The 21,562-nt window shown below is 56.6% G+C and carries 17 protein-coding genes and 1 tRNA gene; 10 read left to right on the top strand and 8 right to left on the bottom strand.

Annotated elements, in window-relative coordinates:
* Positions 1-97 precede the first annotated feature (97 nt).
* Entirely contained in the window at positions 98-799 is a 702-nt protein-coding gene (locus ACXAH8_RS21040; protein WP_475220503.1) for an HAD family hydrolase, read from the bottom strand.
* A 93-nt stretch (positions 800-892) separates the two neighbouring features.
* On the opposite strand from ACXAH8_RS21040, the gene clpS reads away from it, so the two are divergent.
* From clpS to hemF, 4 genes are read left to right on the top strand one after another with little or no spacing between them, the layout of a single operon-like run.
* Positions 893-1,237 carry an ATP-dependent Clp protease adapter ClpS gene (gene clpS / locus ACXAH8_RS21035; RefSeq protein WP_475220502.1) on the top strand — a complete coding sequence of 115 codons (345 nt, stop codon included), beginning with the start codon at positions 893-895 and terminating at the stop codon, positions 1,235-1,237.
* A 27-nt stretch (positions 1,238-1,264) separates the two neighbouring features.
* Positions 1,265-2,230 carry a class I SAM-dependent methyltransferase gene (locus ACXAH8_RS21030; protein ID WP_475220501.1) on the top strand — a complete coding sequence of 322 codons (966 nt, stop codon included), beginning with the start codon at positions 1,265-1,267 and terminating at the stop codon, positions 2,228-2,230.
* A 35-nt stretch (positions 2,231-2,265) separates the two neighbouring features.
* On the top strand, positions 2,266-3,066 hold the full coding sequence (locus ACXAH8_RS21025; RefSeq protein ID WP_170378722.1) for an SDR family NAD(P)-dependent oxidoreductase: 801 nt from the start codon (positions 2,266-2,268) through the stop codon (positions 3,064-3,066).
* A 2-nt stretch (positions 3,067-3,068) separates the two neighbouring features.
* Positions 3,069-3,953, top strand: coding sequence for an oxygen-dependent coproporphyrinogen oxidase (gene hemF, locus ACXAH8_RS21020; protein WP_475220500.1), 885 nt, complete (start codon positions 3,069-3,071; stop codon positions 3,951-3,953).
* Between the two features lie 3 nt (positions 3,954-3,956).
* Here hemF and ACXAH8_RS21015 read toward each other — a convergent pair whose 3' ends face one another.
* A complete protein-coding gene (locus ACXAH8_RS21015; protein ID WP_475220499.1) occupies positions 3,957-4,397 on the bottom strand; it encodes a hypothetical protein in 441 nt (146 codons plus the stop codon).
* Positions 4,398-4,527: 130 nt separating this feature from the next.
* Here ACXAH8_RS21015 and ACXAH8_RS21010 point away from each other — a divergent pair, with 130 nt between their 5' ends.
* Together ACXAH8_RS21010 and ACXAH8_RS21005 are read left to right on the top strand one after the other, a co-directional pair.
* The gene (locus ACXAH8_RS21010) at positions 4,528-5,040 is read left to right on the top strand and encodes a toxin-activating lysine-acyltransferase (RefSeq protein ID WP_475220498.1); all 513 of its coding nucleotides are present in this window, start codon (positions 4,528-4,530) and stop codon (positions 5,038-5,040) included.
* A gap of 1 nt (position 5,041) precedes the next feature.
* Positions 5,042-5,935, top strand: coding sequence for a Hint domain-containing protein (locus tag ACXAH8_RS21005; protein WP_475220497.1), 894 nt, complete (start codon positions 5,042-5,044; stop codon positions 5,933-5,935).
* Positions 5,936-5,937: 2 nt separating this feature from the next.
* On the opposite strand, the gene modC is transcribed toward ACXAH8_RS21005, so the two are convergent.
* The 3 genes from modC to modA are packed head-to-tail and all read right to left on the bottom strand — an operon-like array spanning position 5,938 to position 8,512.
* A complete protein-coding gene (gene modC, locus ACXAH8_RS21000; RefSeq protein ID WP_475220496.1) occupies positions 5,938-7,038 on the bottom strand; it encodes a molybdenum ABC transporter ATP-binding protein in 1,101 nt (366 codons plus the stop codon).
* Positions 7,035-7,727 carry a molybdate ABC transporter permease subunit gene (gene modB, locus ACXAH8_RS20995; protein WP_475220495.1) on the bottom strand — a complete coding sequence of 231 codons (693 nt, stop codon included), beginning with the start codon at positions 7,725-7,727 and terminating at the stop codon, positions 7,035-7,037. The genes modC and modB overlap by 4 nt, the downstream gene beginning before the upstream one ends.
* Before the next feature lie 5 nt (positions 7,728-7,732).
* Positions 7,733-8,512: a molybdate ABC transporter substrate-binding protein gene (gene modA, locus ACXAH8_RS20990; protein ID WP_475220509.1), complete on the bottom strand. Its 780-nt coding sequence runs from the start codon at positions 8,510-8,512 to the stop codon at positions 7,733-7,735.
* A 214-nt stretch (positions 8,513-8,726) separates the two neighbouring features.
* Here modA and ACXAH8_RS20985 point away from each other — a divergent pair.
* Positions 8,727-8,802 (top strand) — tRNA-Val (locus tag ACXAH8_RS20985).
* Between the two features lie 89 nt (positions 8,803-8,891).
* On the top strand, positions 8,892-10,457 hold the full coding sequence (locus ACXAH8_RS20980; protein ID WP_475220494.1) for a DUF6538 domain-containing protein: 1,566 nt from the start codon (positions 8,892-8,894) through the stop codon (positions 10,455-10,457).
* A 307-nt stretch (positions 10,458-10,764) separates the two neighbouring features.
* On the opposite strand, the gene ACXAH8_RS20975 is transcribed toward ACXAH8_RS20980, so the two are convergent.
* On the bottom strand, positions 10,765-13,137 hold the full coding sequence (locus ACXAH8_RS20975) for a 1-deoxy-D-xylulose-5-phosphate synthase N-terminal domain-containing protein (protein WP_475220493.1): 2,373 nt from the start codon (positions 13,135-13,137) through the stop codon (positions 10,765-10,767).
* Between the two features lie 14 nt (positions 13,138-13,151).
* Entirely contained in the window at positions 13,152-14,351 is a 1,200-nt protein-coding gene (locus tag ACXAH8_RS20970) for a methionine gamma-lyase (RefSeq protein ID WP_475220492.1), read from the bottom strand.
* 115 nt (positions 14,352-14,466) lie between these two features.
* On the opposite strand from ACXAH8_RS20970, the gene ACXAH8_RS20965 reads away from it, so the two are divergent.
* A complete protein-coding gene (locus ACXAH8_RS20965; RefSeq protein ID WP_170423874.1) occupies positions 14,467-14,922 on the top strand; it encodes an Lrp/AsnC family transcriptional regulator in 456 nt (151 codons plus the stop codon).
* A 139-nt stretch (positions 14,923-15,061) separates the two neighbouring features.
* A complete protein-coding gene (locus tag ACXAH8_RS20960) occupies positions 15,062-15,463 on the top strand; it encodes a helix-turn-helix domain-containing protein (protein WP_475220491.1) in 402 nt (133 codons plus the stop codon).
* Between the two features lie 239 nt (positions 15,464-15,702).
* On the opposite strand, the gene ACXAH8_RS20955 is transcribed toward ACXAH8_RS20960, so the two are convergent.
* On the bottom strand, positions 15,703-20,820 hold the full coding sequence (locus ACXAH8_RS20955) for a RecQ family ATP-dependent DNA helicase (RefSeq protein WP_475220490.1): 5,118 nt from the start codon (positions 20,818-20,820) through the stop codon (positions 15,703-15,705).
* Positions 20,821-21,562: the final 742 nt, after the last annotated feature.

Below are 21,562 nucleotides of genomic sequence, written 5' to 3'. Positions count from 1 at the left end.
GCCGAATTGCCTAGGCCGACCTACCAGATGAGCGATAATGACAGGAACAAGGCAAAGGTTGCGCGGTTTTTTCTGGAACTGAGGCCGAACGGCAACATCAGCCCAAGGCACGCACCAGATCCGAAAGATCGCCAAGATCCGACAGCTCGCGGAATCGGGGATGGTGAGAGGGTGTTTCGGCATGCTCGACCTCCCACACCAGCCCGTGCGGGACATGAACACCCCAGCACCCGGCGGCAATCGGCGCCACCACATCCGACCGCATTGAGTTGCCCACCATCATCGCGGTCGAGGGGCCCTCGCCATGCTGTTCGAAGATCGTCCGATAGGTCTCAGCCGTCTTTTCCGAGACAATCTCAACCCCGTCGAACAAATCCCCCAACCCCGATTGGGCCAGCTTGCGCTCCTGATCAATCAGGTCACCCTTGGTGATCAGAATAACGCGATGGGTCTCGGCCACGCCCTCAACCGCCTCGCGCGCATGGGGCAGGAGTTCGATGGGATGGGCCAGCATCTCTTGCCCCGCGTCGATCAACTGGCGGATGACCGAGGCTGGAACCCGGTCTTCGGTCACCTCGATCGCCGTTTCGATCATCGACAGGACAAAGCCTTTGATTCCATAGCCGTAGTGCTGGATATTTCGCTTTTCGGCGGCCAACAGACGCTCCATCAGGAGTTCGCGTTCGGCGTGGTCTGACAGCAATTGGGCGAAATGGGCCTGTGTCAGTTGGAAAAAACGCTCGTTGTGCCACAGCGTGTCATCCGCATCGAAAGCGATTGTGGTCAGTTTACTGTCCATTCCGAAAGGGTCCGCTGCCTCTTTATTCTGACGGCGTCAACGTTATATAAGCCCTCAGATAAACCCAATGCCTGAATCGGACAGTTGCGCGCGATGCTGGAAAACTACTGGATGATGTCTGACAAATCGGATGACGACGACGGCGACTCGTCCGTCCTGCTGCAGACGCGACCCAAAACCAAGCGCCCTCCGCTGTATAAAGTGCTGTTGCTGAACGATGACTACACCCCGATGGAGTTTGTGGTTCATGTATTGGAGCGCTTCTTCGGCATGACCCACGCGCAGGCGTTCGAGATCATGCTGACCGTGCATAAAAAGGGCGTCGCAGTGGTGGGTGTGTTCAGCCATGAGATTGCCGAGACCAAGGTGGGTCAGGTGATGGATTTCGCGCGTCGGCATCAGCATCCGCTGCAATGCACGATGGAACGCGAAGAATAACGCAGGCCGGGTCGCCCGGAATTTACCATGTCCCCTCGTCTTGATCTTGCCCTGAACAGCGGTTTGACCCTGTCGCAACCGCTGGTCGTTATCGGCCCGACCCCCGAAGAGGACCTGTCAGCCCTGCCGCGCGAGGCGCAGGTGATTCAGCCGTTCAAACCTTTCCACGATCATTTCGCTAGTCAGGGCTTTGCCACCAAACCGGTGCTTGACGCCGCTTGCAGCGACGCGCTTGTGTTCTTGCCGCGCGCCAAGGCGCTGGCCCGGTCGCTTGTCCAGCAGGCATGCAGTTATGCCAGCGGGACTGTCGTCGTTGATGGGACCAAAACCAACGGTGTCGACAGCATTCTGAAAGACGTCCGCAAGCGTGTTGCCGTCGAAGGCCCTATTTCCAAGGCCCATGGCAAGATCTTCTGGTTTCAGGCCGACGCCGAGGCCTTCGCCGATTGGGCAGCACCCGAGAAGCAAAGCGTCGATGGCTACATGACGGCTCCGGGTGTGTTTTCCGCTGACGGGATCGACCCGGCATCGGCCCTTCTGGCGCAGTCCTTGCCGGACAAGATCAGCCCGCGCGTGGCTGATCTGGGCGCAGGTTGGGGGTATCTGTCGGCGGGTCTATTGAATAACGACCGCCTCAAAGCCCTTCATCTGGTTGAGGCGGATCACGCCGCGCTGACATGCGCGCAAGCAAACGTTCCCGATATGCGTGCTCAGTTTCACTGGGCGGATGCGGTGACCTGGACCGCGCCCGAGCCTATCGACACCGTCATCATGAACCCGCCCTTTCACACCTCACGCAGTGCCGATCCGGCGTTGGGGCAGGGCTTCATCAAGTCCGCCGCTAAGAACCTGACCCGCAACGGCACCCTGTGGATGGTTGCCAACCGCCACCTGCCCTATGAGGCAACACTGGCCGAATCCTTCGCCCAAGTTCAGGAAGTGGCCGGTGACAATCGGTTCAAGGTGTTTCAAGCCTCTCGCCCCCGGGCCTAAGCCCGGCTAACCTGCCCCAAATCAGGAGGATTCGGATGTCCTTTTCCATAGCTGGCAAGACAGCGATCGTAACCGGCGGGGCCAACGGGATTGGGTTGGCCATCGGCCGGCATTTTGCAGATGCCGGGGCCAATGTCGTCTTTGCGGATATGGATGAAAAACGGCTGGCCGAGGAATTGGGTGAGCAGGCAGATGACGGCAACATCCGATATTTCGCAGGTGATCTGCGCGAAAAACTGACCATTGCCAACCTGCTTTCGGCCACGCTGGATGCGTTCGATCAGGTCGACATTCTGATCAACGGCGCGCGTCAGGTGATCCCGTCTGACCCGCTAGACCCCGATGACGACTCGGTCCGGACCTTGCTGAACCAGAACCTGATGCCCGCCTTGCGCCTCAGCCAATTGGTGGCCAAGCGGATGATCAAACAATCCGGCGAGGATGAGGAAAACCCGGCGGGGTCCATCATCAACCTGTCCTCAATCGCAGCACGGCGCACCCATCCGGATCTGATGGCATATTCAGTCTCGACCGCAGCATTGGATCAAATGACCCGCTCGCTGGCGGTTGCACTGGCCCCCAACCGTATCCGCGTGAACTCGATCGCGCTGGGGTCAGTGATGAGCGCATCGCTGCAATCGACGCTGAAAGAAAACCGTGATTTCCGCGACGATATCGAGAAACACACCCCTCTGGCCCGGATCGCAGCCCCGACCGAACTGACGGAAACAGCGCAGTTTCTGGCCTCGGACGCGGCAGGGTTTATCACTGGCCAGATCCTGACAATTGACGGCGGCCGCACCTTGCTGGATCCCGTCGCAGCCCCGGCGCACTAACCATGTTTGATACCGAAAAAACCACCGCCTCAGCCTGGTTCCGCCAATTGCGCGACGATATCGTTGCCGCTTTTGAGACGCTGGAAGATAGCCACGACACCGGCCCCTTTGCCGACGCAACCCCCGGACGTTTCGAAGTTAAAGAAACCAAACGCCAGTCCGAGGACGGCTCGGACGCAGGCGGCGGGCTGATGTCGGTGATGCGGGGCGGGCGCGTGTTCGAAAAGGTCGGCGTCAATGTCTCAACCGTCTACGGCACGTTGGGCGAACGCGCACAGCAGGCCATGGCAGCGCGCAAGGGCATTCCCGGCATGACCGAGGATCCACGGTTCTGGGCCTCCGGCATTTCTCTGGTCGCCCATATGCAAAACCCGCATGCACCCGCTGTTCATATGAACACGCGCATGTTCTGGACACCACATGCCTGGTGGTTTGGCGGCGGGTCGGACCTGAACCCCTGCATCGAATATGACGACGATACCGCCCATTTTCATGCGACCCAGAAGGCGCATCTGGACCCGCACGGACCAAGCCACTATCCGCGCCTGAAGGACTGGGCGGATGAGTATTTCTACATCCCCCACCGCAAACGCGCGCGCGGTGTTGGTGGTATCTTCATGGATGACTACTGCACCGATGACTGGCAGGCGGATTTCGCCCTGACGCAGGACATCGGAAAAGCCTTCCTGCCCGCGTTCCTGCCGTTGGTCGAAAAACGCCGGGTTCAGAGCTTTTCAGACGCGGACAAAGACACTCAGCTGGTGCATCGGGGCCTCTATGCCGAGTATAATCTTGTGTATGACCGCGGCACCAAATTCGGGCTTGAGACAGGCCACGATCCGGATGCGGTGCTGATGAGTTTGCCGCCCATGGCGAAATGGGTCTGAGGCTCAGAACCCAAAATCCATGAAGTTGTCAAAGCAATAGGCCTGCGCTGAGGTCGCGGACATATTCTCTCCGACCTTTCTGACCGTGATGGAATAGCCCGGATCGGTATCCGCGCCAGGTGGTGGTGTCAGTGAGAATTGAACCGTGCGCACGCCCGGTTCATAAGCGCGATAGATATAAATTCGCGTCGGACCGGGTACACCCAGCGTACGTATCGCGAAATCACCGATCCCGCACCAGTAGTTCACTGGCGCCGATGATCCGATTGCCTTGACCTCATAGATACCGCCCTCTAGCGGGGTGATCTGGGTCCGGTTTTGTGGCCCTACCCGGACACCGAAGCCGACAGCCTGCGCAAGCTGGGGTGCTAAAATTAACGCCGAGGTTGCAATGAGTTTGGCAACACGCATCATCTGAACATCCTGAAATAAACTCTGTTCCATGAGAGTAACACAATTGGAGGTTGGGTCGAGAGGGGGCTCGGCAACAGACCGCAAACACATCAAAATACTTATTTGCAACTGACACGGCGGCGCATATCATCATGATATTTATTGCAAGTCTGGTGTCCCCGTGAGCCAAACATTTCCACAAGACTGGTTTGACCTCTCGCCAGAGAAATACGCCGATTTCGGAGCGATGTTCTATTTGGCGGGCCTGACTCCAACGCATCAGAAACGCAGTTTGGCGCAGGTTCTCTATGCCTTTGAAACGCCGTTGCGGCTGGGGCAGTATCACATCTTCCGCCAGAACGGCTTTCCCAGAGGGTTCGTAACCTTTGCTGGCCTCAGCCGTGAGGCTGAAAACAGATATGCCATTCAGGAAAAGCCCTTGAAGGATGCGGATTTCACCAGCGGGTCCTCGTTCTGGATCGTCGATCTGGTTGCGCCGTTCGGGCAGACCAATGAAATTGTCGACATTCTCAAGGCAGAAATACCACACCCTCGCGTTCGAACGAATCGTCTGGTTGGTGACATGGGCCAAAACCGGATCGTAGAATGGAGCCGGGATGCCGCGGGCGAGGTCCACATGAAGCTCTATCGTAAGAAGGATTTCAAACGTCTGCTGGAACAAGGCGAGGGCTAGCATGGTCTCGGTTCCGGTCACGGGTGATTTGACAGGGGATGTCACTGGCTCACCGCCAAACGTGGCCACTGGTCAGGTCATTCTTGGCGACACTCCGGGAACGTTCGACGTCAACAATTGGGCAATCGCGACCCCTCCGGCCAATGGGACGGCTACGATAGACGCGGATACCGGCGAATGGACCTACACGGTCGATCCCACCTTTTTTGACAGCCTCGACTTCAACCAGATCGCGACCGACACGTTCATCATTCAGGGATCTGACGGGTTCTTCTTTGGTCAGGCGACCATCACCATTTCCATTCAAGGCGTCTGCTTCACTGCTGGGACGCTGATCGAAACCGAAACCGGATCAGAGCTCGTCGAGGCTCTGACAGTCGGCGATCTGGTCCAGACCAAAGATCATGGGCTGCAGCCTATTCGGTGGATCGAGGCCAGCCCGATCCCACCCGAGCGATTGCGTCGTGACCCTGATCTGCGGCCCGTGCGTATCCTACGCGGCAGCCTTGGGCCCGAAATACCCTCGCGCGATCTTCTGGTTTCGCAGCAACATCGCGTCCTGATTCAAGGACCGAAAGTCGAGCTGCTGTTTGGCGCCGCCGAGGTTCTGGTCGCCGCAAAACACCTGTGTTCATGGCCGGGCATCTTCGTCGACACCTCAGACCAGCCGGTCCAATACCTGCATATCCTATTGGATCAGCATGAGATTCTGACCGCCGAAGGTGCATTGGCAGAGAGCCTTTTTTTGGGCGACGAAGCGCTGCATTCCCTATCCACAGAAGGGCTGCAGGAGTTGGCCTCAATCTTCCCAGACCATACCCCGGATAATTCCACCGGCTTCGGCCGCGCTGCCCGCATGATCCTGCGCGAACATGAGGCCCGTGCCTTGGCCTGACTCTAACCTGTTGGGCCGATCCGCCCGCCCACATCCTGCGGCGCCAATGCAACCGTCTTGATCACCGCGTAGCATCGCACGCCCGGTTGCAGGCCAAGCCCCGCGACGGAACGGCGGGTGATCCGCGCCAGAACGATACCTGCCGACGTATCCATCGAGATGATCGCACCCGGCCCGTCCCCGGCGCGGATCGTATCGACCGTGCCCGCCAGAACGTTCAGCGCCGACAGCCCTGCCGGAGGCTGGTTGGACAAGATCACCTCTTGCGCGGGGATACGAATGCGAAGCTCTGCGCCGATTTGATGCGGGATACGCGGCAGAAACAGAGACTCTCCCCCCGCATCCAACTCGGTCAACCCGTCCTCGTGATGCGCCCGCACACGCACCTGCAGCACCGCGCCAACCGCGCGCACACCCGCAGGGGTTACGGACGGATCGGCCAGCACCTCAGAGGCCGGACCATGGCGCGCCACCTTGCCATCCTGCAGTGCAACAACCGAGGTCGCCAAACGTGCGACCTCGGCCGCGGAATGCGTGACATAGAGAATTGGAACTGAGACCTCATCCCGAAGACGCTCAAAGTAAGGCAGGATTTCGGCCTTGCGGCCTTCGTCCAACGCAGCCAGAGGTTCGTCGGCCAGAATTAGGCGTGGGCTGGCTAGCAAGGCGCGTCCGATCGCGACCCGCTGCTTCTCCCCCCCGGACAAACCAGCCGGACGACGGTCAAGCAAGTGACCAATGCCCAGCGTCTCGATCACTTTGTCCGGGTCCTCACGCTTTGCAGACCGCGGAGCAAACCAGCGCCCGAAAGACAGGTTTTGGCGCACGGTCAGGTGAGGGAACAGACGTCCTTCCTGAAAGATATAGCCGAGCCTGCGTTTGTGCGGCGGCAGCCAAAGCTTGGTGTCCGTGTCGAAAAGGACCCAATCATCCACGGCGACGCGCCCGGCCTCGGGTCGCAACAGACCCGCCACGGCGTTTACCACCGTTGTCTTGCCCGACCCTGAGCGCCCGAACAGAACCGTCACACCCGGCGGAGCCTCAAAGCTGAGGTCCAGATCCAGCCCAGCAAGGCTGTGGCGCAGGCTAACAGACAAGCTCATGATCCTGCCACCCGCGCCGCCGCACGGCGCCCGATATATTCTGACAGTAGCAAGGCCCCCATCGCGATGATGATCGAGATGACGACCAACCGGGTCGCCGCTGCCTCACCCCCCGGCACCTGCAGGAAGGCGTAGACGGCGGATGGCAGCGTTTGGGTCTGGCCTGGAATGTTCGACACAAAGGTAATCGTAGCCCCAAATTCGCCCATCGCCTTGGCAAAGGCCAGAATGGACCCCGCGATGACCCCCGGCAGGATCATCGGCAATGTCACCGTCGCAAACACCCAAGGGCGTGAGGCGCCCAGCGTAGCTCCCGCTTGTTCAAGTCGAGGGTCAACGGCCTCGATCGACAGACGGATGGCCCGCACCATCAAAGGGAACGCCATAATCCCAGCCGCCATCGCAGCGCCCGTCCACCGGAAAGCAACAACGATCCCGAACTCGGCCAATATGCGCCCGATAGGACCCTGAATGCCGAAAGTCAGCAGCAGCAGGTAGCCGGTGACGACGGGTGGTAGGATCAGGGGCAAATGCACCAGACCATTCAACACCTGTCGTCCCGGAAAGCGCCAGCGCGCCAAAGCATAAGCCACGAATATCCCAAAGGGCAAAGTCGCCAGCGTTGCCCAGAACGACACCCGCAAGGATAATTTCAACGCCTCATTCTCGGCAGGACCTAACCAATCCATAAGGCTCACCGTCCAGGCAGAGAGAACCCCTGCCCCTTGAACACATCCGACGCGAATTCGCTCTGGAGAAAGGTAAGAAAATCCTGCGCCTCTGGCTTGGCAAAGGACGTCTCGGCGACCGGATAGATGATGGGCGGGTGGCTGTCCTCTGGGAAGATGCCGACGACACCAACCCGCGCGTCAGCCTGAGCGTCCGTCCTGTAAACAATGCCCATCGGTACCGCCCCGGTCGCGACCAAAGCGAGCGCCGCGCGCACATTGTCGGTTTGAGCAATCTGATGCTGCACCGCGTCCCACTGGCCAAGGTTCTGCAACGCGGCCTTACCGTAGATTCCTGCGGGGACGGCATCGACCAACGCCATGGCAAGAAAGCCGCCCTCAAGTTGTTCGGACAGATCATAGGCCGCCGAGACCTCGCCAATATGCGTCTGGGGTGCGGCTCCGATCAGAACCAACCCATTGCCCAAGAGGGCGACTCGGTTTTCGGGCTTGATTACGTCATCCTTCTGCAACACATCCATCCAATCCTCATTCGCTGAAATGAACAGATCAGCCGGAGCGCCTTGCTGCAACTGACGCGCAAGAACCGAGGACGCGGCATATGAAATCGTGACATCGTTGCCGGTTTCGCGCTGATACGCGGTCGAAACCTCGTCCAAAGCAGTCTTCAGACTGGCCGCCGCAAACACCAAAATCCCATCTGCCCCGGCCCGAAGCGGAGCCAGCAAAAACGCGCCAAGCGCCAGCGCTGCCACAAGAAAACGGCAAGGGGAGTGTCGGGCCATGTCCTCTCCGGCCTGAGGGGTTTCGGTCCCTTCTGGGGATATCGGAGGCAACAGGCCCCGCGCAAGCGCCTTTCCGACTTTGCCTTCAATCGGGTGTGCAGTGATGCCTTTGGCGGTACAGACAGCCATAGCTGACGCGCCACCCGAAGAAAGGTAAGAAATTCGCGCAAACCCTCTTGCACCCGCCCTCAGGCTTGGCTACATGCACCGTCACGGGTGATTAGCTCAGTTGGTAGAGCGCTTCGTTTACACCGAAGATGTCGGGAGTTCGAGTCTCTCATCACCCACCACCCTAACCTTTTGAAACAAAAGAAAACCCTTGCAAACAGGGCGTTATGTCCGTTTGAAGGTTACAACTTTGGTTACAAAAGGTGTTTCCATGGCAGGTAAGATTCGTCACCTCGTCAACCGTTGCGGGCGGTATCATGCACGTGTTGTGGTTCCGAAAGACCTGCGCAGAATCCTCGGAAAGACCGAGCTGCGCATCGCTCTGGGTGGTGACTACCGCGAAGCGCTCAAACTTTTGCCGGGCGCAGTTACGCAGATTCAGCATCAGATCGCGGTGTCAGAGCAAAAGGCGAACCCAAACCGACCACCAAACGCCCCTGCCCGCTTCCCTCTAACACCGAGTCAGATCGCACACAGCCACTATCACCAGCGCATGGCCTTTGATGATCAACTCAGAAATGATCCACGCTATTCTGCTGTCGGCATTGATGACCTACTGGTTGACCGCCTGCGCGCTGCCATAGCCGGGAATGCCAATGACGCTGAACTGGGCGAACTGGTCGGCGCACAGATTGAACGCTTCCGGGCTGCTGGCAATGTGGATGCGGCACCGGGTAGCACCGAATGGCGAGCGATAGCCCGTGCCCTTTGCCAAGCAGAGCTTGAGGCCCTTGCGCGCTCCCTAGAGCGCGATGACGGGGATTTTACGGGCACACCCACAGCGCCAATCATTGTGAACGCACAGCCCCCGGAAAACGCCCCTACGCCGGTCAGCATCAAACAGCTTTGGAAGGACTACGTTGCGCACCGCCAGCAAGCCGGGTTCATGCGGTCTGGCACAGGTCGACAACAGCCGGTCATCGATAAGTTGGTCAAATACTTAAAGCACAACGACGCAACACGAGTAACAAAGAAAAACCTGCTGGCGTGGCGTGATCACCTGATGCGTGACTTGTCGGCCAAGACGGTTAGCGATGTGTATCTCTCAACAATCCGCTCACTGTTTTCGTGGGCTGTGGAGAATGAATTCCTGGATGAGAATCCGGCAGCCAACGTGCGGCAAGCAAAACCTAAGAAACAACACGCTCGGGAACGTGGATATGTAGATCCCGAGGCAAATAAGGTCTTGCTTGCAAGCCGATCCTACCAACCCAAGGAAGATGAGCGTGGCTATATCAGAGAGAAATCACATCTGGTTGCCGCCAAACGATGGGCACCAATAATATGCGCCTTCACTGGTGCGCGCGTCTCAGAGATTACTCAGCTCCGCAAAGAAGACGTGCGCAAGATCGATCAGCATTGGGTTATTCGGATTACGCCCGACGCCGGTTCGGTTAAGACAGGTGGATATCGTGACGCTCCGCTGCATCCCCAAATCATGAGCGAGGGCTTCATTGACTTTGTTGAAGCAGCGAAGCCCGGCCCGTTGTTCCATGGCGGCACGAGACAAGAGGACTATTCACGCAAGGCGAAGCGTATCGCAAATCAGATTGCAGCATGGCTTAGCAAGTCCGGGCTGGCGCCAGAAGGATTGCTGCCCAATCATGCATGGCGGCACCGTTTCAAAACGCAGTGCCGTGAACTTGGTATCTCTGATCGTGTTGTCGATGCCATTCAGGGCCATGCAGGGAAAACGGCAGGTGATGACTACGGTGACGTGACGCAGAAAACCAAGATCGACGCAATCAACAGACTACCTCACTACATATTGAAGTAGCTCATGCGAGATTTCTCGTTGCAGTCTAGCCAGTAACAAGGCGCTCTCGTGCGCCTTGTTTTATTGGTCAGAGTGAAAGGGTTCGAACCTCCGACCCGTGCCGCCCGAAGATCGGTGCAGAGGGCCAAATTATTGATTTTCAATCAAAGGAGCCCTTTTTTTCGGGCGTCATCGCCAATCAAACCAGCCAAGTTCAGATCCGGCAGGTTCATTGAACCTAAGAGCACTGTCTACATGGCCCAATAGTTTTCTTGGTCTATATTCAGTGCTTGTTTGTTCTCTACATTATTGCCCAGATCCAGCCCACTTATGCACGGTGAAGGGTCCTGCCATGGGTCAGCCCATTAACTTTCTCCAGAATAGCATCTGCGTCAATGCAGTGGTGGCGATATAGATCGCCGATTGTTCCGGTCTGACCAAAATGCTCGACGCCCATGGGAACAGTCTGATGTCCAAGCACTGCCCCGAGCCAGGATAGAGTTGCAGGATGACCATCGATAACGGTGACGAGCTTGCAGTGTGACGGAAGGTCGGACATCAGGGTTTCGATGTGAGAGCGTGCCGCTCGATTACCGCGCGAACGTGCTCGTTGAGCAGCGGTCCATCCAGCATTCAGGCGATCTGCGGATGTCACGGCCAATACACCTATGTCGCGACGGCCTTCACCAATCATACCGGCGGCTTTGATCGCTTCAGGCGCGACCGCTCCTTGATAGGCAATTACAACTTCGCAATTGGGCCCCGGTTTTCGTAACCAATAGGCCCCATCAATAGCACCTTGACGGAACTCGTCGTCGACGCGTTTCCCAGGCTGTTCAATCGGGTTGGTGGTCAGGCGCATATAGACGGAGCCTCCGGTTTCATCGCGCAGCCATGTGCGCTCATCCGGTTGCCCTTCGCCGTCGCGCTGCATGTAGTCAAATGCCCATTCTATGATCTCCGCCAGCTCGTCGGCAAAGGCGGGTTCAAAAGCGGCCAGACCATCCTGGCTCATCCCGATCAGAGGTGTTCCAACGGATTGGTGTGCTCCACCTTCTGGTGCGAGCGTGACACCCGATGGTGTGCCAACCAGCATAAAACGCGCGTCCTGATAACAAGCGTAGTTTAGCGCATCGAGGCCGCGGCTCACAAATGGATCATAGACGGTGCCAATTGGGATCAGCCTCTTACCGAACAGGGAATGCGACAGACCCGCCGCTCCCAGAAGCAACATGAGGTTCATTTCGGCGATACCAAGCTCGATATGCTGCCCTTCCGGCGTGAATTCCCATTTCGCCGTCGAAGGGATCCGGTGTTCTATGAAGGCGTCGGCTTGCTCGGATCGGGCGAACAGTTTACGCCGGTTCACCCAAGGACCGAGGCTTGTTGTGCCTGTCACATCTGGGGAGGTCGTCACTATGCGTTCAGCCAATGGGCTGTCGCCTTTTGATAGATCGTCAAGTATCTTGCCAAACGCCATCTGTGTCGAGATTTCGCGACTGGTGTCGATCTCGATGGTCGGCACATCCAGCTTGTCATCAAAATAGCGGCGCGGACCTTTGGCAAAGAACGGGGTGCTGGCCAGAAAACCCTTGAGCGCGTCACGGTCTTGCACCGTCGCAAGCGGCTCCCATTCTTCGCCTTCTGGCACGCCCATATGCGACTGCCACGCGGCAAACTGACTATTGTTCATCAGCCCGCCGTGATTGTCCTTGTGGCCTGCAATGGGGGTGCCCCATCCTTTTACCGTGTAGGCCAGGAAACATGTCGGGCGATCATGATCGATGTCGGCAAATGTTTGGGCCATGGTCTCGACGCAGTTGCCGCCGAGGTTCTCCATAAGTGCTGCGAGCTCTGCATCCGTGCGCCGTTCGATCAGAGCGGTCACATCCCCCTGATCCCGTAGATCGTCCATAAGACGCTGTCGCCAATTCGCACCACCCATGAAAGTCAAAGCGGAGTAGTCTTGGTTGGGGCAAGCGTCGATCCAATCACGCAGGCGGTCGCCGCCGGGCTCTTCAAAGGCCGCGCGTTGCAAAACACCATATTTCACACGAACGACATCCCAGCTGAACGCATCGAAAATTTTCTCGATCCGTTCGAACAGTCCTTCCCGGACGATACCGTCCAGCGACTGTCGGTTGTAATCGATGATCCACCACGTGTTTCGTAGGTCGTTTTTCCAGCCTTCCTGCAACGCCTCATAGACGTTGCCTTCGTCCAGTTCGGCATCGCCAACAAGTGCCACCATACGCCCCATCGGGGCGTCTGAACCCCAGCTTTTGGCCTTGATGTAGTCCTGAATGATCGAGGCAAACGAGGTAATCGCGACACCTAAACCTACAGACCCGGTCGAGAAATCAACGTCGTCAATGTCCTTGGTCCGGCTGGGATAACTTTGCACACCGCCAAATCCGCGGAAATTCTCCATCTTCTCGCGTGTCTGATTACCCAAGAGATACTGCATCGCATGAAACACCGGCGACGCATGCGGTTTTACTGCAACCCGGTCGTCAGGGCGTAAGGCTGAGAAGTAGAGCGCGGTCATGATCGATACCATCGACGCAGACGAAGCCTGATGGCCACCGATTTTGATCCCATCCACCTTTGGTCGGACATGGTTGGCATGGTGGATCATCCAATGAGACAACCACAGCAGGCGCTGTTCGACGATCTTTAGTTGGGTGGGATCAATGTGCATGGTTGTCTCCGGGTTTAGGCGGCGCTGCGAGCAGGGTAGGGCAAAGCCTGCTCTAGGTCTGCAAGGATATCTTCGACATCCTCTAGCCCGACAGACAGACGGATCAGACCATCGCTTATCCCATGCTCAGCCCGCTCTTCCGGGGTATACGTCGAATGAGTCATTGAGGCTGGGTGTTGGATCAGTGTTTCCGCGTCGCCCAACGACACCGCACGCTGGATCATATTCAGGCGGTTCATGAATTCAATTCCTCCGGACAGACCGGATTTGATCTCGAACGCTATCATAGCGCCCGGTTGGGACATCTGTCGCTGCGCCACATCGTGCTGTGCGAAGCTCTCAAGACCGGGGAAATAAACTTCACCGACGGCGGGGTGCGCTTCGAGGAAGTCCGCGACGACTTTGGCAGAGTCACAATGACGATCCAGACGCAGGTTCAGTGTTTTTAGACCACGCAGGATTAGCATCGCGTTGAAAGGCGCCATTACTGCGCCGGTCATATCCTTCATCCCGACAAGGCGGATCTCCGCAATCTGTTCGGCGGCTCCTACTACCAGACCGGCAACCACGTCTCCATGCCCGCCGAGATATTTGGTAGCGGAGTGTAGGACGATATCTGCGCCATGCTCGATCGGGCGGGTCAGATAGGGGCTGGCATAAGTGTTATCGACGACGACCGTTGCACCGACCGAGTGCGCAATTTCGGCGCTGGCGGCGATGTCCACCAAGCGCATGTTCGGATTGGCCGGAGTTTCGAAATAGACAACGCGGGTTTTGTCAGAAACGGCCGCTTTCAAGTTCTCAGGGTCTGTCATGTCGACGTGTGTGATCGCGACCCCCCATTTCGCCAAACCGTGACGCATGAAGGCGAAGGTGCAGCCATAGAGCGTTTTGTCCACGATGACTTCGTCACCTGGCGACAGCAGGGTCCAAAGCACTGCCGTGATCGCCCCCATGCCGCTTGAGAGAGCTAGCCCGGCCTCGGCCCCCTCAAGCGCGGCAATGCGTTGTTCAAGAAGGTCGCATGTGGGGTTTGAAATACGGCTGTAGATATGACCCTCACGCTCGCCCGCGAACATCTCTCCACCAGCCTCTGCGGTTTCAAAGGTAAACGTAGACGTCAAATGTAGCGGTGGTGTCAGAGCGCCGTCATTTTCCAGCGGGTTATAAGCATGGTGAATGGCGCGGGTGGCAAATCCGGTTGAACGAGTCATTGCAAGCTCCTGATTCATGTTGAAGCCAGTTTGCGCCTTTACTTTGGGCTAATGGTTGCGAAATATACCAACATGAGTGGTGATATTGGCATATTCTGCTAAGCAAGAGGGATAAATGGACGCTAAGGATAGGCAGATCATTCGAGCACTACAGCGGGACGGGCGCATGACGAACCAGGATCTTGCCGACGAGGTGAACCTGTCTCCCTCACCGTGTTTGCGCCGGGTCAAAAACCTAGAAGCAAACGGAGTGATAAAGGGATACAGCGCCGACGTTGACGCTGCCGCGTATGGGATGGCCATTACCGTCTTCGTGCGTATCAGATTGGAGCGACACAACGAAACGGACGTTCAGAACTTCGAGAAACGCGTTCGGATGATCGATGAAGTTCTTGAATGCCACGTGCTGACCGGTGCAATGGACTACCAATTGCGGGTTTTGGTATCGGATCTCGAAGCCTACGAGGAATTTATTCGTCACCGAATTCATCCTATCGGTGGGATAGCTTCGATCGATACCAGCTTTGTCTATGGAACGGTAAAAAAGACCGCAATTTTTCCGCCCGGATAGAAAGATCGAGTCAGAAAGAGCTGCTCTAAACAGGCTAAACATCTTTTCTGTTTAAGTTTTTCCCGCCGCGATTTCCCATTGTCAGCATCGCTATAGAGAAGACATGCAGCACGTGCTGCGTCACTTTTGAGAGGTAGCGATGACAAATAAACCGTATGGAGACACTCGGATGGCGACGTATGTCGAACGGAGGGTGCTCGAACTGAAACCTACCAAGAGCCAAGCCGAGATCGCGGCCCAGGTGGGATACGTCAACCCGAACATGATCACGATGATCAAGCAGGGAAGTTCCAAGGTGGCATTGGATCGCGTCCCGGCTTTGGCGAAAGCTTTGGAATGCGACGCTGCCTACCTTATGCGCCTCGCAATTGAGCAGTCGATCGGCCTGACTGCAGCTGAGGCAGTTGTCGAGGTGTTCGGAGAACCTGTCACTTCGAACGAGCTTGGTTGGCTTAAAGCAATTCGCAGGGCTTCCAACAACACTGATCCTAGGCTGACCAGCCGGTCAGAGACGGCGATCAAGACCATCTTTGGGAGGTAGGTGCCATGTATGACCAGAAAGATCTCCTGACATTGAATGAGCGCGCCTGGATGCGGTTCCTCCGTGACGTGAGCAACGGAAGCGATCCTGAACCGACACTACGGCGAGTGCAGCTGTTGCGGCGTTTGTGCGAGCCTCGGAGAGCTTGATGACAATGCGAAGCATTACTGTGTTGGGGAATGGCTGAAGTGCTGGGCTTCGCCGGATCCATCTGGAAACAAAAAATTGTAAGTGATGTCCTAGCTGACGGACACGAAAATGAGCTCCGGCAAAACCACTTCCCATGCATCGCGGCGGAGAGTGTGCTGGAAGGCTTCACCTGAGTCTTCCTTTCGCCATGTAAGGATAGCGGCGACTTCACCCCGATCAAACCGGGTATTTGGCGGTGGTGCGAAGGATTTGGACATGCGGCTCAGCACTTGCCCTTTTTCGTTGTGTAGCAACCAGCGGTCGCCGTCCTTTACCAATAACACTGCATCGCCGACGCGTGCCGCATTAACAGCACTCAGAGAAGAGTGGCCTGGATGCAAGCGTCCAGCATAGGAAAGATCAACCATCCGCGCTTCAGCCGCCTGAAAAAAACGACGGGGACCAGGCAACGCGTTCATGTCAGGCGTCACGCTACGGGTGAGAACTGAAGGGGCTCCTGTTGGTAGGTATTCATGGTTGTCGTTGCTCATTACTACAAGGCTGCGGCGGGCACGTGTCATAGCCACATAGAACAGTCGACGGGGTGCGTCCTGATCTTCGGACCGCGAGGGCCGCTCCCACCCGCCATCGAGTATAACTACATCGTCAAATTCCAGACCTTTTGCGCGGTGGGCCGTCAGCAGCTTTAACCCTCTTTGTTCATTCCAGCTATCACGGGACCATTCCGCGAACCATTCGATAATGTCTGGGACGGGCAGGCTGCGCGCGCCAACCTCGCGTGCCAGTAGGCCCAGTCCTTCACCAATACGATCGGTCCAGCGCGAATGCGAAAGTGTGTTCAGCACTTCGGTCAACTGATTGATCGAGTAAAGCTCTGAGGGTGTCTCGCGTAGGGCTTTGACAAAAGTCTGCATCTCGCGCATCCGCCATAGGCTGGGCATGTTTTCGTTAGCCATTTCAACCGGTATCCCGAGGTTTTCGGCAAAATCGCGCACCGGTATCAGCTTTCGCCAATCGCGCGAGATAATCGCGGCGCGTGACCATGTCCAATCGGGGTCGAGACGAGAGAGGCGGATCAACTCGTCTAGTGCGGCCATAGCCTGCTGTTCATTACCAGCGGGGCACTCAAGGATCTGCACACGGCCCTGAGCTACTGGATCCAATCTGGCCAGAGATCCACCAGCGTCAGCCTTCGTCCGGGCCTGATCTACGGTAATATCATGGCCAAGTTTCATACGCACGGCGGCCCCTGCGATCACGGCGTTGGCGGTGGCGACGATATGGCGGGTAGAGCGGTAGTTCTCGGTTAAGAAAACCGGTTTTGCGGCGTAGTCTTGCTCAAACTGGCGGATGTAGCGGATCGATGCGCCGGAGAAGGCATAAATATTCTGGTCGTCATCACCCACGGCAAAGAGACTGAGCCGCAGATCGGGATCATCCAGAGTTCTTCCTGCCACAGAAGCGATCAGCGCGTATTCATCAGGACCTATATCCTGATATTCATCCACTAAAATCCAGCGATACCCCTGTATCAGTGTTTCACGCAGCGCCTCGGCCTCTTGCTTGCTTAGGCCGTCGCCCCGAAGCAGTGCCGCAGCCTTTTGCAATAGACCTTTGAAATCTGGGATGTCGGCTGTTTGAATGCCGGCAAAACTAGCTCCGACCAGGCGCATAGCCAGTGAATGCACCGTTGAGACGGTTACTAAGGTTGAGTCATCTCCTACTAAACGGCGCAAGCGTTCACGTATTTCAGCGGCCGCGTGACGGTTGTAGGCCAGCACGAGGACGCCGCGGGGATCCTCGCGCTTGATGCGTAGCAGATAAGCGATGCGATGAACCAGGACTCGTGTTTTGCCCGAGCCCGGTCCTGCCAGCACAAGGACGTTGGTTTGTTCCCGGTTGTCACGCACAATTTTTTGCTGCACCGGATTGCTCAAGTCGTCGACAATTGCCTTGTAGGTGGCACCAGTGGCCTGACGCCGGAATTCGGTCCCGCGCCCCGGCATCCATCGGCGCATGAAGGCGTCTTGCTCTAGCACGAAATAGTCGTCCGACAGGCGTTGCGCTGTCTCGATGTTTTCAAGACCTTTCTCTGCATAGGTGGCCATTACATGCGTCTGGATGGTCTGTTCGTCGTAGTGTTCTTCGAGTGGCGCGAAATGCTGGACAGTGAAACCACCGCTTTTATTGCTAAGATGCACTGTCATGGCTGGGCGAAAAATTGACAGCCCGCGGCCTAGCGTGACCACCTGCTGTTCATGCAGCCATAAAAGTGCCCGGTCCATCAGCCGGTTTGGGTCTTTGATGCTGGTGCGCAAAAGGGTGTCGCCGGTAATTGTGGATAGCATCGTTCCCAGAGTGGTCTCGACTTGAACGTCTTTGCCGTGTGTGCCTTTCGGCACAAGTGATAGAAGATGCGCCAGCAGGCGTTGTGCACCCTGACGGCGCAACTCAGCGGTTTGAGCGATAAAGCGCCACGACCGTTGAAGTCGCACAAGTATGCTACCGCGAGCCGTTTTCCGTAAGGATAGATTACCGCGCCCACCCTCCATGTCACGCCCATCCTGTGCCATACCGCGCAGCAGGGTTTCGACCAGATCCGGACGCACCTCGCCATGGCCACGCTGTCTCAAGTCCTGACATGCAATGGAGAGATTGAATGGAATCGGTTCATTCTGATCGGCATCGGGGGCCATCTCTTGCATTACGGCGATTAGGTCCTCTTCAAGCCGGGCGGCTTGATCCAGCCGTGCTTGCGACGCGTCAGCCACGCCAGAGTGCACGAAGATGGTTATGTTGGTGTCATCACTGGCAATTCCCATCGCCTCTAGATCGGTCAGCGCCTTGCGCAACGCAGCAGAGGAAAGTCCGCTAGCTCCAGCTAATTCGTCGGTGGACACACCTTCTCCCACAGGGGTGTTTACGATATGACGCACGATTGCCAGCAGTTGTTTGCGCCGAGCGCCCGTGATGTCTGCCTTATCCAACAAGGTGGCGGCGGTATCCACATCGCGCACGAGTAGGGAGGCGGGGAAGACCTGCACGCTGTTTTCTTCGCGCCGCAACAGACTCGCTTCCTCCAGCCAAGCAACGGCAGTCTTTACGCGCGTGTCTTCAGTGTTGTTGTCACGCTGGAATTCAAAGTCTTTTTCTTCTCTCACGATCTCGCCCGGAGTGGCGACGATCTTACCTTCGTCTCGAGTGCGCACATCCAATCGACGTAGCGCTTTAAGGATGGCACCTATTTCATGCCGCGCAAGGCGGGAACGGGCCGAAAGGCTGAATTGGCGTTCTACATCCTCAGTGTTGAACAATAGCACACAGCTAGCGGGGTCACGGTCACGTCCTGCACGTCCTGCCTCTTGCAAGTAGTTCTCCAACGAGCCAGGCACATCGCCGTGGACTACGAGGCGGATGTCAGGTTTGTCGATGCCCATGCCAAAGGCGTTGGTCGCAGCAATCACGCGCAATTCGCCGGTCCGGAATTGTTCTTGGATCTCGTGCTTTTCTTCGGGAGGTAAGCCAGCGTGAAAACGTTCGGCGCTGACACCCTGTTGTTTCAGGAATTCGGCCACGCGTTCTGTCGCACCTCGGGTCGCGCAATAGACCACGGCTCCGGAGACGCCAGAGGCGGGCAAGCCCTTTTCGATCGCGTTCAGAATATCTGCGAGTTTCGTGGCGCGCTGGGTTTCACGCACCGAAAAAGAAAGGTTCGTCCGCGACGCACCACCGTCCAGCAGGATCAGATCCTGATCCAGTCGTGTTTTGAAATGCTCTTTAATATCGCGCACTACCTCGGGTTTGGCAGTGGCGGTAAGGCAAAGTATCGGAGCGGGGGCATCGCCGGAGCTTTCTTTGATGAAACGGCTGACGTAGCGGTAGTCGGGCCTAAAATCATGGCCCCATTTTGAGATGCAATGTGCTTCGTCGAGCACCCAAAGGCCAATTTCGCGTTGTGTCAGAGCGCTGCGAACTGACTTGTTGCGAAGCTGTTCGGGTGAAATCATCAAGATCGCAGCATCACCCATACGCACTTTGTCCAGAGCGTCGTGACGTTCAGGCAGCGACAGAAGGCCGTTGATCGTGACGGCGGAGGATATCCCGGCTCTCGCCAGGCCCTGCACCTGATCTGCCATGAGTGCGACTAGCGGTGAGATAACGACGGTCAGCGCACCGGTCTTGTCAAATCGTGAAAGGGCTGGAATCTGATAGCAGACTGACTTACCAGTTCCGGTCGGAAGGATGCCCAGAACGCTTTTGCCTGCCATCGCCTCAGCCACAATGCGTTCTTGCAAGGGTTGACCGAATTCGTCCACGGGTTCGGGTCTGAAGGACGGAAAGCCGAACCAGCGATCTAGCGCCCTTTTAGGATCGTTGTGTTCGACACACCATTGGCAAGAGTCCTCATTACAAGTTGCCTCTCGCATGTGACGCACAATCAGAGAAGCTTCGCGGAATTGCATGCGAACCCAGGGAGGCATGACGCTGTCGCCGCCAGCAACAGAAATCCACGACAAGGCATAGGCCAAAGGCCAGGCAAGGCTCGGGTTTTCCATCCGGCTAAGAGCCTGTTCGAGCCGATGCAAGCAGACTTGTCCAGCCAAAACACGGCGAACGGCGTCAAAAGCTTCTTGTTTATTGGGTCTGCTAGTGCCACGCACAGCAGTAAAAAGTGCGTCAAACCCTCCGCTGCGTGGGGGGCGTGTGGCAAAGAAATGATAGGCCGTCAGCGCATCTGGGGTCGTGGTGTTTAGCTTGGCGAACGCCTCGATCTGGTTTTGCAGAACCTCGAAAACCAGACGTGCATCCTTTTCGGGATCGTTGACATGACCCGATTGCAACCGTCCGTCGTGATAGTGTTTGACTAAATGGTGATAGGGGTTGCGCGGGAAGGCCAAAGGATTGAGCCAGAGTGTGTCGATTGGTGCCTCTGACAAGGCGGCAAAGCGGGGCGCTGCAGCGGCCAGGTGGGGCAGGTCGTGGTGCAAGATGTTGTGGCCGATGACACTGTCGAAACCTTTACAATATGTGTCGAGCTGCGACAGTGCTGAGGCGGAGCTGCTTTTTTCAACTAGAGCCGGTCGGGAGTCATCGTTCGTTGTGGCAGCGAATGCGAATATCCGAGCGGATTTAGGATCCACTTCCAGGTCAATCGATACACAGCGCTCAAGAAAGCGCGAAATGTCCACCTGACCGTTCGTTATCATTGCTCGCCGGATTTTCTCTTTTAGTGTCTCCTTGATAGCTACCGGATTTCAGACAAAAGAGAAGGTGCGTTTCAAATTGCTCTTCGCAATGTGGATTCCTCGCACTCCTCAATGGTTGCACAAGGTTGACAAAGGTTTACATCTGCCCCTCGCGGGATCGACGGATGTAAACCTTTAGACCTCAAAAACACCCCAAAATCAGGCCAAAGGTTTACACTAAGTTTACATTAAGTTGACAGATTTCACCCAAAATCAGGTTTTTCAGACCAAAATGTAAACCATTGAACCAGACAAACCCATTAAACAAAGGTTCTCAGAAAACACATATCCGAAGATAGGCCAGAAAAGCGTGCACAGCGACGAAACACACTCCAGACGACCCAGGACCCAGTCACAAATAAGAGAACGGACGTAACTCAGGCCTGCTCACAACGCTCCGGAGAGAGAACCACATTGAGAGCGTAAGCACAGGTCTATGCCAGGCAGTGTATTGAGCTACTCCGGAGAGAAGAAACCGACGATTGCTCATAGACAGGGAATAGATGCACCTGGATCGCAATCACGGTTGATAGCACCAACATGCAACAGCGCCCTAGAGAGCGAAAACCAAGTGTAAGGGGTGCCAAGGTAACTGGGTGCTAGAGAGAGAAGGTGATCGTAGGGAGGAGTGCTCAGGGGCGGCACCCGATTTGCGCTTATGTTTACCAGAACTTTTGTTTGCTCCGTTGCTTCTAAGTGCTCG

The sequence above is a fragment of the Ruegeria sp. ABV3_008 genome (assembly GCF_056161185.1).
This window is presented reverse-complemented; position numbering and strand designations above follow the sequence as displayed.

Bases quoted from the DNA above. Each gene is read 5' to 3' on its own strand.
- ACXAH8_RS21040 (WP_475220503.1), bottom strand. From the start codon at position 799: ATGGACAGTAAACTGACCACAATCGCTTTCGATGCGGATGACACGCTG.
- clpS (WP_475220502.1), top strand. From the start codon at position 893: ATGCTGGAAAACTACTGGATGATGTCTGACAAATCGGATGACGACGAC.
- ACXAH8_RS21030 (WP_475220501.1), top strand. From the start codon at position 1,265: ATGTCCCCTCGTCTTGATCTTGCCCTGAACAGCGGTTTGACCCTGTCG.
- ACXAH8_RS21025 (WP_170378722.1), top strand. From the start codon at position 2,266: ATGTCCTTTTCCATAGCTGGCAAGACAGCGATCGTAACCGGCGGGGCC.
- hemF (WP_475220500.1), top strand. From the start codon at position 3,069: ATGTTTGATACCGAAAAAACCACCGCCTCAGCCTGGTTCCGCCAATTG.
- ACXAH8_RS21015 (WP_475220499.1), bottom strand. From the start codon at position 4,397: ATGGAACAGAGTTTATTTCAGGATGTTCAGATGATGCGTGTTGCCAAA.
- ACXAH8_RS21005 (WP_475220497.1), top strand. From the start codon at position 5,042: ATGGTCTCGGTTCCGGTCACGGGTGATTTGACAGGGGATGTCACTGGC.
- modC (WP_475220496.1), bottom strand. From the start codon at position 7,038: ATGAGCTTGTCTGTTAGCCTGCGCCACAGCCTTGCTGGGCTGGATCTG.
- modB (WP_475220495.1), bottom strand. From the start codon at position 7,727: ATGGATTGGTTAGGTCCTGCCGAGAATGAGGCGTTGAAATTATCCTTG.
- modA (WP_475220509.1), bottom strand. From the start codon at position 8,512: ATGGCCCGACACTCCCCTTGCCGTTTTCTTGTGGCAGCGCTGGCGCTT.
- ACXAH8_RS20980 (WP_475220494.1), top strand. From the start codon at position 8,892: ATGGCAGGTAAGATTCGTCACCTCGTCAACCGTTGCGGGCGGTATCAT.
- ACXAH8_RS20975 (WP_475220493.1), bottom strand. From the start codon at position 13,137: ATGCACATTGATCCCACCCAACTAAAGATCGTCGAACAGCGCCTGCTG.
- ACXAH8_RS20970 (WP_475220492.1), bottom strand. From the start codon at position 14,351: ATGACTCGTTCAACCGGATTTGCCACCCGCGCCATTCACCATGCTTAT.
- ACXAH8_RS20965 (WP_170423874.1), top strand. From the start codon at position 14,467: ATGGACGCTAAGGATAGGCAGATCATTCGAGCACTACAGCGGGACGGG.
- ACXAH8_RS20960 (WP_475220491.1), top strand. From the start codon at position 15,062: ATGACAAATAAACCGTATGGAGACACTCGGATGGCGACGTATGTCGAA.
- ACXAH8_RS20955 (WP_475220490.1), bottom strand. From the start codon at position 20,820: ATGATAACGAACGGTCAGGTGGACATTTCGCGCTTTCTTGAGCGCTGT.